Source organism: Maritalea myrionectae (assembly GCF_003433515.1).
Classification (GTDB): Bacteria; Pseudomonadota; Alphaproteobacteria; order Rhizobiales; family Devosiaceae; genus Maritalea; species Maritalea myrionectae.
Genome location: NZ_CP021330.1, coordinates 49,174 through 63,488, shown reverse-complemented (window position 1 = coordinate 63,488; position 14,315 = coordinate 49,174). Strand labels below are relative to the sequence as shown.

Genomic DNA, 14,315 nt, shown 5'->3' with positions numbered 1-14,315 from the left:
AACATTTAAGGAGTCTAGCGGCGTAAAGCCACTTTTATGAGTCTTGAAGTGAGGTGGATGATGCGCATGGACAAAAAGGAAAAGTTTTTGCAATTACAGCAAAAGCTGCGCCAGATTGAGCAATCAAATATGCAGGCCCATGGGCTGCATGCTTATACCGACACCAGCATACCATCTGGGTTAAAGCCTGCGAATGATCAGGCGGCTCCCCGCCAGCCATTTTCGCTGCCGCCCCTGCCGCTGCAGCGGCGTGACCCTTTATTGCAATGGTGGCGGCAAGCCTATTCGTCAGACATTTTAAAACGGCCAACAGTGCACGAGGTCTATCCCAAAACTTATGGGGACATGGCCAGTTTAAGCTTTATCTTGCTGACCCTTAAAATGATGCTGCAAGACACCAAAACCAAAAGCCCGATCATATGGTGTGAGCCCCGATATCACATGCGGGATTTAGGCCATTTATATGCCCCCGGCTTATTGGATTTTGGCCTTGATCCCGGCCAATTTATCTTTGTGAAACCCAGCAGTGAGCAGGACATATTGTGGGCGCTGGAAGAGGCCGCCAACAGCAAGAGTTTTGCGGCGATTGTTGGCTATGCCCAAGACCCCACATTCACGCAAACGCGCCGGTTGTCGCTGGCCTGTCAAAAGGGTGCCACCCCTCTATTTTTACATCGGCCTCATCATTGCCATGGGACCAGCACGGCGTTTTCTCGCTGGCAAATTGAAAGCCAACCCAGCGCCACAAACCCCCTTGATGCGCGGGCACCAGGCACTCGCAAGATTCAAGCGCACCTGGTGCGTGCGCGTACAGGCCAAACCGGTTCATGGAGCCTTGAATATGAAACCACGTCGTATCCTTTGTATATGGTTTCCCAACCTGCCAATCGAACATTTGCGGATCGCGTGGCGGCAAAACCGCGCGAACATCTCCAACCCGGATTTGCAGGCGGCGAATAAAGCACAAAAAGGGAAAAAGCCTTTTGCGCTGATCGCGCAGAACACGGCGGGCATTCATATTGTGGCGGTGAATGACGAGGCTCGGGAGATGGGGGTTTACCCTTCCATGCGCCTCACCGATGCCAAAGCGCTTTGCCATCAATTGGAGGCGCTTTTTCATAATCCCGCATCAGATCGTGCGCTTTTAAATCAACGTGCGGCCTGGTTGAAAAGTTTTTCGCCCATTGTTGTGCCGCGCGATGCAAACACCATTTTTTTGGACATCACAGGCTGCGATCACCTGTTTGGCGGTGAACAAAAAATGCTCACCCAAATTGCGGCCTTTTTAAAAGCCATGGGACATAAGGCTCGACTCGGTCTGGGGGACAATATCGGGGCCGCCTGGGCTGTGGCGCATTATGCGCCCAACGCCCTCACCATCCTGCCGCCAAATGAAGCCCGGCAAGGCTTGGCACCGCTGCCTGTGGAGGCGTTGCGGCTGCATAAGGAGCATGCAAATGCGCTTTATCATTTAGGATTTAAAAAGATTGGTCAGCTTTTTGAACTGCCAAGAGCGGCGCTTTATCGTCGTTTTCCTGATGTGGAACAGGGCGAAGCCGTGCTCAAAAGATTAGAGCAAGCCTTGGGGCAGCAAGAAGAACCGCTAACACATATCGAGGGACAGCCAGACCTTCGTTTCACCGCAGCGCCAGTCGAGCCTTTGATTGATCAGTCCAATATCGAACAGCATTTTTATCAGCTGTTGGATCAGCTTTTTGCCGTGTTGGATCAGGCGCAACAAGGGGTGCTGCATCTCTGCCTTGATTTGTTTTACAGCGACGGCAAGGTGAAAAATCTTGCCATTAGACTGGCACAGCCCACCCGATCCAAGGCGCATGTGAAGCGCCTATTGGATGAAAAGATCAACGATATAGATCCCGGTTTTGGCATTGATGTTTTGATTTTAACGGCCAACAAGATTGGTGATCTTGCGCCCAGCCAATTGCAACTGGACAGCCATAAAAACACAAAAAGGCAGGACCATAATGTGGCGTCATTGCTGGACCGATTGGCCAACCGATTGGGGCAGGGCACGGTTTATTGCCTGTCGCCTGTTGAAAGCCATCTGCCGGAAAAGTCACAAAAAAAGGCGCATCCGTTAAAGGGACAGAAATGGCACGATTGGCCCTTGGCCTCGCGCCGTCCTACCACCTTATTGGCGACGCCTGAGCCAATCAAAGTTGCGTTGATGCAAAGCAGCGATATGCCTTTGCATTTTATTTGGCGTAAATTGCTCCATCAGATCATTTATGCGCAGGGGCCGGAACGTATTTTGCCCGAATGGTGGGATGATCTAACAGGGCGCCGGCTGCCGCGCGATTATTATGAAATCGAGGATCAGGCAGGGCTGCGCTTTTGGGTCTATCGTGAACATCCCCACAAAATGTCACCGCAAGAAGATCTCTCATGGTGGCTGCATGGGGTTTACGCATGAGCGCTTATGCAGAACTACAAGCCACCTCAAATTTTTCGTTCCTACGCGGTGGATCGCATCCCAGCGAACTGGTGGCCACCAGTTACCTTAAGGGGCAAAGCGCCATCGCGATCACAGACCGCAATAGTTTTGCCGGCATTGTGCGGGCCTATCGAGAAGCCAAGCATATTCGTGAGGGCGATGCGCACAATCACTTCCGGTTGATTGCAGGCGTGCGTCTTGATTTGGACGATGGCTATAGCCTGCTTGCTTACCCCAAAAACAGAGAAGCCTTTGGCCGTTTATGCACCTTGCTGTCCTTGGGAAAAATGCGGGCGGAAAAAGGAGAATGCCATCTCGATTTCGACGATGTGAAAGATCATTGCGCTGGTTGTGTTTTTGCGCTGATCCCACCCAAAAATATCGGCACTGCCGAAATGGACCGGATGCGGCATATGGTCAAAGCCTTGCCCAAGCCTGTTTATCTTGTCGCCAGCGCACTCTATCGCGGCAATGATCGGGCGCATATCGCCAGACTTAATAATCTATCCAATCAACTGGGCACCCGCCTGCTGGCCAGCAATAATGTGCTGTATCACGAACCAGAACGCCGCGATCTGCAGGACGTGCTGACCTGTATTCGCGAGAAGAAAACAATCGATAAAGCAGGGTTTTTGTTGAGCGCCAATGCGGAACGCCACCTCAAAACACCTGAACAGATGACGCAGTTATTCAAGGGATATGCCCACGCATTGCAGGCTACGTTGGAAATTGCGCAGGCCTGTCAGTTTGATCTGAGTGAGCTTAAATATGAATATCCAGACGAGACCGTGCCCGAGGGTAAAACTCCGCAAGCCTATCTAGAAGAAATCGCGTGGGAGGGGGCGAAATGGCGCTACCCGGATGGGGTGCCGGAAAAGATCAAAATCAATATTCAAAGTGAATTGAAACTGATCGCCAAAAAGCAATACGCACCTTATTTTCTCACCGTTTATGACATTGTGAAATATGCCCGCACACCGCAGCCGGATAAGGGGCGGATGGATGAAATTTTATGCCAGGGGCGGGGGTCTGCAGCCAACTCCACAGTGTGTTATTGCCTCGGCATCACCTCGGTGGACCCTAATGAAATTGATCTGCTGTTTGAGCGGTTTATCACGGAAAACCGCAATGAGCCGCCAGACATTGATGTGGATTTTGAACATGAACGGCGCGAAGAAGTCATCCAATATATTTATGAGCGCTTTGGCCGCCACCGGGCCGGGCTCACCGCCACGGTGATCACCTATCGGTCCCGATCTGCCATACGTGAAGTGGGCAAGGCCATGGGGCTAACCGAAGATCTCACCTCTGCCATGGCGTCCACCATTTGGGGCTCATGGGGCGCTGGCGGCGACAAGCATTTGAGTGAATCCGGGTTGGATTTTTCTGATCCCTACCTCATTAAAGTGGTGGAATTAACGCGCGAACTGATCGGCTTCCCGCGTCATTTGTCCCAACATGTGGGCGGCTTTGTGCTGACCCAAAGACCGCTGATTGAAACGGTGCCCATCGGCAATGCCGCCATGGATGATCGGACTTTTATTGAGTGGGATAAGGATGACATTGACGTGCTGGGCATCCTAAAGGTCGACATTCTGGCTTTGGGCATGTTGACGTGTATCCGCAAGGCATTCGACTTGCTGCGCGCCCATTATGATATCGACCATAATCTGGCGTCCATCCCCCACGATGATCAGCAGGTTTATGACATGATTTGTCGGGCCGATACGTTGGGCACCTTTCAAGTTGAAAGTCGGGCGCAAATGAGCATGTTGCCCCGGCTGAAACCGCGCAAATTTTATGATCTGGTGATTGAGGTGGCGATTGTGCGCCCCGGCCCGATTCAGGGCGATATGGTGCACCCTTATTTGCGACGACGTAAAGGGATTGAACCCATCGAAATGCCGTCGCCCGCGCCTGAACATGGGCCACCCGATGAGCTGTCGCGCATTTTGAAAAAAACCATGGGTGTACCTCTGTTTCAAGAACAGGCCATGCGCATCGCCATGGAGGCCGCCAAGTTCAGCCCAAGTGAGCTGGACGAGCTGCGCCACGCCATGGCCACTTTCCGTCGGTCGGGCACCATTCATACATTGGAAGAGCGCATGGTCGAACGTATGGTGGCGCGAGGATATGACCGCGACTTTGCCCAGCGTTGCTTTAATCAGATTAAGGGCTTTTCTGAATATGGCTTCCCTGAAAGTCATTCGGCCAGCTTTTCATTGCTGGTTTATGTGTCATGTTGGCTGAAACATCATCACCCGGAAATTTTTGCGGCGGCCCTGCTCAATGCGCAACCGATGGGGTTTTATGCACCTGCCCAAATTGTGCGTGATGCCAAAGAGCATAATGTTGAAATTTTGCCTGCGGATGTGAACCATTCTGAATGGGATTATACGCTCGAGCCCGTTGAAAATTATCCCGAGACCACAGCTAAAGAACCAAAGCCAGTTGCGCCGGAACATTGGGGCAAAGCCATCAATCAAAACTCTAAATTATGGGCGACGCTTTATCCCAAGCCCAAATGGGCCATCAGGGTTGGATTGCGGCAAATTGATGGGTTCCACAAACAATATGCCGAGCAAGTGCTGGCGGCACGACAGCAAAAACCCTTTACCACAATTGAGGACCTTCACCACCGCGCAGGCTTGCGGTTGTTTGATGTGGAGCGGTTGGCCGATGCAGATACATTACGCTCCATTGGCATGGATCGACGGCAGGCCAAATGGGCGGCACGCGCCCTGACGCCGGCCAAACCACTGCCTTTGTTTGATCACGCCAAAGCACCTGAACAGCAACAGGAAAAAGAAACCCAGCTGCCGCAATTGCGCTTGTCTGAACAGGTTTTTGCCGATTATCAATTCACCCGCTTTTCTTTAAAGGCACACCCGCTTTCATTCCTGCGTGAAGAGCTGCAACAGCGTCGTCATGTGACGGCACAAGAAATCAGAAAATTAAACAATAATCGCTGGGCCAGCACGGCAGGGGTGGTGTTGGTGCGTCAACGGCCGGGCACAGCCAAAGGTGTCGTTTTCGTAACGCTGGAGGATGAAACAGGGGTCACCAATATCATCGTGTGGAAAAAGGTTTTGGAGAAATATCGAAAAGTGGTGATGGGCGCAAAATTGATTGAGGTGCATGGGCAAGTACAAACTGAAGATAATGTTTTGCATTTGATTGCACGCAAATTGATTGACCGCACAAACTGGCTGGAAAAATTGTCCGATGGTTTTGTGCGCCCCGCCTATGCGCCCGCAGATGAAGTGGTCTCAAACGTGGAATATGATAGTCGCGTGAAACCTGACACGGCTCGGCATCCGCGAAATGTCCGCGTTATCCCCCGCTCCCGCGACTTCCATTAGGCGCAGAGGCGCCTGAACGCGTCGGCATCGGGTAATCGTTCTCGCTGTCGGGTTCGGAGCAAAATTGCGCCAGTCAACGGTCAACTCACAATGAGCGCAACGGCAGGCGTTAACCAGAGCGCCTTGATGCCCGCTAAACAAATGTAGGCGGCTATGGATTGACACTGTAAAAAGTTGGTCATAAGCTGACTAACTAATCAGTTAGTGGCCAAAGGCCGCGCTGAGCAGCCATGAGCAGGGTGGTGGGCAATATGGATCAGCCAGGTAAAAACGCGAGCATCGCAAGGGATACGCCGCAAGCGATTATCGATGGCGTGCTCTCAGTGATGGCGAAGGAAGGCATCGCCAACCTCACCACCAAGCTGGTCTCTAAACGCGCGGGCGTGTCGACCGCCTCAATCCACTATTTCTTCGATACCAAAGATGCGCTGATTTATCAGGCCTTCCTTTATATGGTGCGCACCCTGCGTGAAGAGACGATCGCGATCCGGCGCACCGAGCCTGATCCGCTCAAGCGGATTGCGCGCTCGCTCGAAGTGCATTTCAGCCCATTTCACTTTATGGCCGATATTTCGATCATATGGCCGCAATTCTGGGCCTATTCCGGCGCCGACAAAAGCGTTGCCCGGCTGATGCACATTTTTAGCAGCAGAATGATTTCAAACAGCACAGCAGATTTGCGCGAACTGGGTTTTTCGCGCGCCGCCGCCCGCATGAAAGCCATTGAGCTGAGTGCATTGCAGCGCGGATTGTGGATCGAGCGCCGCTTGGCGCTGAGCGTACGACAAGAGGAATGTTGGCGGATTTTGGAAACAGCCTTAGCCGCCATCGCAAAGGAAACCGGCCGGACGGCCCCCAAGTTCAATGCAAAGACCAATGCAATGGACCGCCCGGATTCTTCTACTGGCTCTCAACAAAAGGCAGCGGACCATGACCAATCAAAATAGCGAGCAGGCCCTGCCGTCATCGGCACGGGCTGTGGTGATCGGCGGCGGGGTCGTCGGTGTTTCAACACTTTATCATTTGGCGAAAAAGGGATGGACGGATGTCATCCTGATCGAACGAAAGGAGCTGACATCTGGCTCCACATGGCATGCTGCCGGGCTGCTGCCGCTGTTCAATATGAGCTATTCCGTGGGCCAGTTGCATAAATATTCGGTAGATCTATATGGACGCCTTGGCGCCGAGGTCGGCATGGATGTGGGCCTGAGTACGGTTTCAAACATTCGCCTCGCCACCAACCAGGACCGGATGGATGAATATCATCAATATGCGGGCGTCGCCCAAACCATCGGCGTGGACGTTGAATTTCTAACGCCAGACGAGGTGGTCGACCTATGGCCTTTGGCGGTCAAGGACGATCTCGTCGGCGCCATTCGTCATCCAAATGACGGCTATGTGCAACCCGCCGATCTCACCCAAGCGCTCGCCCGCGGCGCGCGGTCCATGGGCGCTAAAATCCACCGCTACACGACCGTGAACGGCATTAGTCAGGCAGCGAATGGCGAATGGACAATCGAAACCGACAAGGGGTCGGTAACCTGCGAACATGTTATCTCTTGCACAGGGAACTTCGCTCGCCAGACCGGGGCTATGGTTGGTCTCGATATTCCTGTTGTTCCCGTGGAGCACCAATTTATCGTGACGGAGCCTCATCCAGCGATCCTCGAGCGGCGCGAAAAAGGACTGCCCGAAATGGGCGTGCTGCGCGAGTCCGATGGGTCATGGTATATGCGCGAAGAGGCGGGAGGGCTTTTGCTTGGGCCTTACGAAGCCGGGGCGCCAGCTTGCTATGTAGATGGGCCGGATGCCCAGAGCGAATATGAACTGTTTCAAGAAGATGTCGAGCGCCTGATGCCGCACATCGAGTCGGCGTTCCGCCGCGTACCCATTTTCGAAGAGCTCGGCATCAAGAAAGTCTATAATGGTGCGATTGCCTATACGCCAGATGGCAACCCGATTGTTGGGCCCGCATGGGACAAAAAGAATTTCTGGCTGAGCGAAGGCCACAGCTTCGGCATCACTGCAGCCGGCGGCGCGGGCTGGCAGCTTGCCGAATGGATTGTTGAAGGCACCCCAAGCGTTGATATGCTCGGTGTTGATCCGCGCAGATTTGGGGATTACGCCACCAAATCTTACCTCATCAAGAAAAACGAGGAAGCGTACGATCACGTTTTCAAAGTGCATTATCCGGATGAAGAGCGCGGCGCTGCGCGGCCATTGCGGACCTCACCTTGCTATGACCGGATGAAGGAAAAAGGCGCCGTTTTTGGTCAATTGTTTGGCTGGGAACGACCAAACTGGTTCGCGCCTGAAGGTGTGCCGCAGGAAGATGATTGGTCATTCCGTCGCTCCAAATGGTTTGAACATGTGGGCAATGAATGTCGCAATGTGGCAGAAAATGTCGGCTTGTTGGATATGACCGCATTTGCCAAGGCGCGCATAAGCGGGCCGGGCGCCGAAGCGTTTCTGGATCGAATTTTGGCGAACCGTTTGCCGAAAAAGATCGGACGGGTCGGCTTGCTGCATGGGCTAACGCCACTCGGCGGCGTGCATTCCGAATTTACGGTGCAACGCGAAGGGCCGGACAGCTTTTATGTCGTGTCGGCAGGTGCCTGGCAGCGGCTTGACCATGATTGGCTGAAAAAACAAATGCCGACAGATGGCTCCGTGCAATTCCAAAACCTTACCGGCGCGATGGGCGTTCTTGTGGTCGCCGGGCCAAAGGCGCGCGATTTGCTGCAGCCCATTTGCGGTGCGGATCTGTCCAATGAAGCTTTCCCATGGCTCACAGGGCAGGAGACCTCAATTGGCCATGCGCCGGTCAAACTGCTGCGCGTCAATTTTGTTGGCGAGCTGGGATGGGAAATCCACCATCCGATCGAATATCAAAACCATATTTTTGATGCGATTTTTAAAAATGGCGATGCCCATGGCCTTAAACCGTTTGGTATCCGCGCCATGAATAATTTGCGGCTTGAGAAATCTTACCGCCTCGTCGGCACGGAAATGTCGATTGAATATTCGGCCTATGAGTCGGGTCTAGACCGTTTCATTGCGTTGAAGAAGGGCGACTTTGTCGGCAAAGACAATCTGATCGCATGGAAAGAACGTGGCGCGAAGAACGCATTCGCCACGCTTGAGGTGATGGGGTGTGAAGATGCCGATGTTATCGGCAATAACCCGATCTACCTTGATGGCGAAGTTGTGGGCCGGGCGACAGGGGGTGGATTTGGCTTCCGTCTCAACAAGTCTCTCGCACTCGCCATGGTTCGTCCTGATCTGGCGGAAACAGGTCAGGAGCTTGAGATCGAAATCTTAGGCCAGCGCTATAAGGCTGCTGTGCTGGAAGAAAGTCCCTATGATCCTACAAATGAAAGGTTGCGCTCGTGATCCGTTATTCTGCGCGCTCTCTTTTTGCCAATGCGCTCTCCGGCCATAAAAACTGGCCGGAGCAATGGCCCGATGCCCAGCCCAAAAGTGCCTATGATGTGATCATCGTTGGCGCGGGCGGGCATGGTCTCGGCGCCGCCTATTATCTTGCCAGCAAATATGGCATCACTAATGTCGCCGTCATTGAAAAAGGCTGGCTCGGCGGCGGCAATACCGGGCGCAACACAACCATCATCCGTTCCAATTATCTTTATGATGAAAGCGCGCGGCTCTATGATCATGCGGTTGATCTGTGGGATGGGTTGTCGCAAGAGCTGAACTACAATGTGATGTTTTCCAAGCGCGGCGTTTTGATGTTGGCGCACAATGTGCACGACGTTCAAAGCTTTCAGCGTCATATCCACGCCAACCGATTGAACGGCGTTGATAATAAATGGATGACGCCGGAAGAATGCAAAGCCTTCTGTCCGCCGCTCGATATTTCCTCAGCCAAACGCTATCCGGTGATGGGCGGTGCCTTACAGCAGCGGGCCGGGGTTGCCCGCCACGATTCCGTGGCGTGGGGCTATGCCCGCGCGGCGGCGAAACTGGGCGTCGATATCATTCAAAATTGCGCTGTAACCGGCGTTCGGCGCGGGGCCGATGGCGCTGTGGAAGGCGTTGAAACGGAAAAAGGATTTATCGGCGCAAAAAAGATCGGCGTGTCTGCAGCTGGCAACTCATCCATCATAATGAATATGGCCGGGCTCGACTTTCCGCTGGAAAGCTACCCCTTGCAAGCGCTCGTATCGGAACCTGTGAAGCCGATTTTCCCCTGTGTGGTCATGTCCAATTCCGTGCATGCCTATATCAGCCAATCGGACAAAGGCGAGCTGGTGATTGGGGCGGGGACAGACCAATATGTGTCTTATAGCCAGCGCGGGGCGCTGCACATTGTCGAACACACGCTGGCCGCAATATGCGAGATTTTCCCAATCTTTAAACGCATGCGCATGCTGCGCAGTTGGGGCGGCGTGGTTGATGTGACGCCAGATCGTTCTTGTATTTTGGGCCGCACCCCGGTGCCCGGGCTTTACGTCAATTGTGGATGGGGCACAGGCGGTTTTAAAGCCACGCCGGGCGCAGCGGATTTACTGGCCTACACCATCGCCAAAGATGAACCACACCTGATCAATGCGCCATTTACGTTGGAACGTTTTACAACGGGCCGCCTGATCGACGAAGCGGCAGCCGCCGCGGTAGCGCACTAGGGAGTTTTCGCCATGATGATGATTGAATGTCCCATTTGCAACGAAAAGCGGCCCGAATTGGAGTTCCGCTATGCGGGCGAAGCGCATATCGCGCGACCGGAAAACCCATCCGCTTTAAGCGATGACGAATGGGCGAAATATCTATTCATACGCAACAATCCGCGCGGTACCCATTTCGAACGATGGGTGCATGCCCATGGGTGCGCCAAATTTTTCAATGCGGTACGCGACACGGTAAGCGACAAGTTTGTCATGACCTATAAATGCGGCGAACAACGCCCCTCCTCCGAAACCATCGCGGAGCGGTCATCATGAACAATTTTAGACGTGTCGGACGCGGCCGGGTCAATCAGAACGCGCCAGTTGAATTCACTTTCGACGGGGCAACTTATCAAGGCTATGAGGGCGACACGCTCGCCTCGGCCTTGCTGGCCAATGGCGTGCATTTGGTGGGGCGCTCGTTCAAATATCACCGCCCGCGCGGCATCTTGGCGGCGGGATCAGACGAGGCAAATGCCCTTGTCGCCTTTGATCGGGGGCCGGGGCGTGTCACGCCCAATGTGCGGGCAACAACGCTGGAACTGTTCGACGGATTGACGGCACAAAGTCAGAACAATTGGCCCTCGCTCAAATTTGATGTCACATCGCTCAATGATGTGTTTTCCGCTTTTTTCCCGGCCGGGTTTTACAACAAAACCTTCATGTGGCCGAAATCCTTCTGGGACAAAGTGTATGAACCGGTCATCCGCGCCACAGCAGGTTTGGGGCCAGCGCCAAAGGCAGAAGACCCCGATAAATATGAAGCCTGTTACGCCCATTGTGAAACGCTGATTGTTGGTGCAGGGCCAGCAGGTGTTGCAGCGGCGCTTGCGGCCGCCAAACAGGGTGGCCGTGTGATCCTTGTTGATGAGCAGGCCGAACCCGGCGGGTCACTTTTGTCCACGCCGGAGGCAATGATCGACGGCTTGCCCGCGGCAGACTGGCTGGCCCGTAGCTTGAATGAACTGGAGCAGGCGGAAAATGTCACTCTCATGCCACGTACTACGGCAATTGGCTATTATCACGACAATTTCCTCGGCCTTGCCGAACGTCTAACTGACCATTTGAAAGATGGAGAAGCAGACGGGCCGCGCGAACGATTGCACCGCGTGTGGGCCAAAAAAATCATACTTGCGACAGGCGCCATCGAACGGCCGTTGGTTTTCGCTGGAAATGACCGTCCCGGTGTTATGCTGGCTTCTGCCGCACAAACTTTTCTTAATCGCTACGGCGTGGCGGTGGGCGAACGCATTGCGTTGGTCACCAGTCATGATAGCGGCTATCAGGCTGCTTTCGATTTGGCAGATGCCAATAGTCAAATTGTGTCGATCATCGATTGCCGCCCTCAAGTCGATGAAAATTTGCAGGCAGAAGCGGAAAAACGCGGCATTGAAGTTCGCGTTGGATGGACAGTGACCGCGACCGCCGGTCGTCATCGGGTGAGCGGTGTCACGACAAATAAGGTGAACGGAGATCAAGTTGATCCAAAGGGTGAAACCCTTTCGTGTGATGCGGTGATTATGTCGGGCGGTTGGACGCCCAGCGTGCACCTTTGGTCCCATTCCAAAGGCTCGTTGAAATGGCGTGAAGACCTTGCTGCCTATGTGCCGGACAAAGCAAATGAAAATGCTGTTTGCGTCGGCGCTTGTAACGGCGATTTCGGGCTTGGCGTGGCGCTGGCCACAGGGGCAAACGCAGGCGGTGGCAATGACAGCTTTGAAGCGGTTGAACCTGCACCATGGACTGGCGACGGGGCCTTGGAAATTCTGCCAACCCACCGCGACGAGTCACGCGTCAAAGCCTTTGTAGATTTTCAAAATGATGTGACCGCGAAAGACATCCGCTTGGCGGTGCGCGAAGGTTTCAAATCGATTGAGCATATTAAACGCTACACCACGACGGGCATGGCAACCGATCAGGGCAAAACATCAAACCTGAACGGGTTGCAAATTGCCTCGCGCGCGCTCAATCGCCCGGTCACGCAAGTGGGCCTGACCACATTTCGCCCGCCTTACACCCCAACCACGTTTGGTGCACTGGCGGGCAATAATGGCGGTGCAGCCTTTGATGTGGTGCGCAAAACATCGATTGATGGCTGGGCGGAGGAAAATGGCGCCGTTTTCGAGCCGGTCGCCTTGTGGCGGCGCGCGCGATATTTCCCCCAAAAGGGCGAGGATATGCATAAGGCCGTGGCCCGCGAATGCAAGGCGACGCGCGAGTCGTTGGGCATATTTGATGCATCCACGCTGGGCAAAATTGAAGTGGTTGGCCCAGATGCCGCCGAATTTATGAACCGCATGTACACCAACCCATGGACCAAGTTGGGCGTCGGGCGTTGTCGCTACGGGCTGATGCTGGGCGAAGATGGCTACATCATGGATGATGGGGTAATCGGGCGACTGGCGGAAGATCGTTTTCATGTGACCACCACGACAGGTGGGGCACCGCGCGTTTTGGCGCACATGGAAGACTATTTACAAACAGAGTGGCCGGACCTTGATGTTTGGCTGACCTCCATCACCGAGCAATGGGCGGTAATTGCCCTGAATGGTCCCAATGCCCGCAAGCTGATCGAGCCATTTGTTGAAGGGGTTGATTTGTCGCCGGACGCGTTCCCACACATGGCGGTGCGCGAATGCAAAGTGTGTGGCGTCGATGCGCGACTGTTCCGCGTGAGCTTTAGCGGCGAGTTGGGCTTTGAGATCAACGTACCTGCCCATTATGGCCGCGCCCTATGGGAAATGCTTTATGAAGCCGGGAAGCAATATGACATCACGCCCTATGGCACCGAAGTCATGCACGTATTGCGGGCAGAGAAGGGCTTTATCATTGTCGGTCAAGACACGGACGGCACGGTTACGCCCTATGATGCGGGCATGTCTTGGGCCATCGGCAAAAAGAAAACCGACTTTGTGGGCATGCGATCGCTTGCGCGGCCTGACATTGTCGCCGAAGGGCGCAAACAATTGGTGGGCCTCAAAACCAGTGATCCAAAGACCGTGTTGGAAGAGGGGGCTCAAATTGTCATGACCCCGGACCAGCCCATCCCCATGGATATGGTCGGGCATGTCACCTCATCCTATTGGAGCGAGACATTGGGCTGCTCAGTCGCCCTGGCGCTTGTGGCCAACGGCCATGCGCTGAAGGGCGAAACCATTTATGTGCCGATGCCCGATGAAATGATCGAAGCGGAAATTGTCGAGACGATTTTCTACGATAAGCAAGGGGAGCGGCTCAATGTCATCTGATGCGACCAACAGCACCTTGGAAATGGATCAGGGCGTGACGATAGGCCAGAGCCTAGACCATCCTGGCCAATCTTTTACCGTCGAGCTTATGGGCGAAAAATCTCGCTTCAGCCTTCGCTTGCGTGAAAGCAATGTTGCGGCTTTTGCCAAGGCAACCGGCCTGGCGCTGCCCACCAAAATCAACTCAGCCTATCGCGACGATGATGCGCTCATCATGTGTTTGGCACCGGACGAATGGTTGATCATCGCAGCCCCCGAGACTGGTGCGCCACTTCAAGAGAAGTGCAAGCGCCATACGGCATCGCCCTTCAGCCTTGTTGACGTGTCGCATCGCAACGTCGCGTTCCATATTGGTGGCGAGGGAGCAGCGCAGCTGATCAATGTGGGCTGTCCACTTGATGTGGATTTGGCCGCATTTCCGGTGGGCAAATGTACGCGCACCATTTTTGAGCGCGCGGAGATTGTGCTGTTTCGCGAAACAGAAACGATTTTTCACATCGAGATATGGCGATCATTTGCGCCGTACTTTCTCTCTGTGCTCTCCAATGGTGGCCAAGCCCAATAGGGA

The 14,315-nt window shown here is 54.0% G+C and carries 9 protein-coding genes; all 9 read left to right on the top strand.

What is annotated here, in order from left to right; all coding sequences use genetic code 11:
* Window positions 1-66 precede the first annotated feature (66 nt).
* The gene (locus MXMO3_RS18580) at window positions 67-960 is read left to right on the top strand and encodes an ImuA family protein (RefSeq protein ID WP_162889071.1); all 894 of its coding nucleotides are present in this window, start codon (window positions 67-69) and stop codon (window positions 958-960) included.
* Window positions 842-2,434: a Y-family DNA polymerase gene (locus tag MXMO3_RS00260; RefSeq protein WP_162889070.1), complete on the top strand. Its 1,593-nt coding sequence runs from the start codon at window positions 842-844 to the stop codon at window positions 2,432-2,434. Before MXMO3_RS18580 ends, MXMO3_RS00260 begins: the two co-directional genes overlap by 119 nt.
* Complete coding sequence (locus tag MXMO3_RS00255) at window positions 2,431-5,817, top strand: error-prone DNA polymerase (RefSeq protein WP_117394554.1); 3,387 nt, start codon at window positions 2,431-2,433, stop codon at window positions 5,815-5,817. The genes MXMO3_RS00260 and MXMO3_RS00255 overlap by 4 nt, the downstream gene beginning before the upstream one ends.
* Window positions 5,818-6,047: 230 nt before the next feature.
* Window positions 6,048-6,764: a TetR family transcriptional regulator gene (locus MXMO3_RS00250; protein WP_036222978.1), complete on the top strand. Its 717-nt coding sequence runs from the start codon at window positions 6,048-6,050 to the stop codon at window positions 6,762-6,764.
* A 10-nt stretch (window positions 6,765-6,774) separates the two neighbouring features.
* Entirely contained in the window at window positions 6,775-9,210 is a 2,436-nt protein-coding gene (locus MXMO3_RS00245) for a GcvT family protein (RefSeq protein ID WP_117396659.1), read from the top strand.
* Entirely contained in the window at window positions 9,207-10,460 is a 1,254-nt protein-coding gene (locus MXMO3_RS00240) for a sarcosine oxidase subunit beta family protein (RefSeq protein ID WP_117394553.1), read from the top strand. The genes MXMO3_RS00245 and MXMO3_RS00240 overlap by 4 nt, the downstream gene beginning before the upstream one ends.
* A gap of 12 nt (window positions 10,461-10,472) precedes the next feature.
* Window positions 10,473-10,775: a sarcosine oxidase subunit delta gene (locus MXMO3_RS00235; RefSeq protein ID WP_117394552.1), complete on the top strand. Its 303-nt coding sequence runs from the start codon at window positions 10,473-10,475 to the stop codon at window positions 10,773-10,775.
* Complete coding sequence (locus tag MXMO3_RS00230; protein WP_117394551.1) at window positions 10,772-13,747, top strand: sarcosine oxidase subunit alpha; 2,976 nt, start codon at window positions 10,772-10,774, stop codon at window positions 13,745-13,747. The genes MXMO3_RS00235 and MXMO3_RS00230 overlap by 4 nt, the downstream gene beginning before the upstream one ends.
* Window positions 13,737-14,312 carry a sarcosine oxidase subunit gamma gene (locus MXMO3_RS00225; RefSeq protein ID WP_245985774.1) on the top strand — a complete coding sequence of 192 codons (576 nt, stop codon included), beginning with the start codon at window positions 13,737-13,739 and terminating at the stop codon, window positions 14,310-14,312. Before MXMO3_RS00230 ends, MXMO3_RS00225 begins: the two co-directional genes overlap by 11 nt.
* The last annotated feature ends 3 nt before the right edge of the window (window positions 14,313-14,315 follow it).

What these genes read in the sequence shown, in the direction of transcription:
- MXMO3_RS18580 (WP_162889071.1), top strand. Translation starts at nt 67, where the DNA reads ATGGACAAAAAGGAAAAGTTTTTGCAATTACAGCAAAAGCTGCGCCAG.
- MXMO3_RS00260 (WP_162889070.1), top strand. Translation starts at nt 842, where the DNA reads ATGAAACCACGTCGTATCCTTTGTATATGGTTTCCCAACCTGCCAATC.
- MXMO3_RS00255 (WP_117394554.1), top strand. Translation starts at nt 2,431, where the DNA reads ATGAGCGCTTATGCAGAACTACAAGCCACCTCAAATTTTTCGTTCCTA.
- MXMO3_RS00250 (WP_036222978.1), top strand. Translation starts at nt 6,048, where the DNA reads ATGAGCAGGGTGGTGGGCAATATGGATCAGCCAGGTAAAAACGCGAGC.
- MXMO3_RS00235 (WP_117394552.1), top strand. Translation starts at nt 10,473, where the DNA reads ATGATGATGATTGAATGTCCCATTTGCAACGAAAAGCGGCCCGAATTG.
- MXMO3_RS00230 (WP_117394551.1), top strand. Translation starts at nt 10,772, where the DNA reads ATGAACAATTTTAGACGTGTCGGACGCGGCCGGGTCAATCAGAACGCG.
- MXMO3_RS00225 (WP_245985774.1), top strand. Translation starts at nt 13,737, where the DNA reads ATGTCATCTGATGCGACCAACAGCACCTTGGAAATGGATCAGGGCGTG.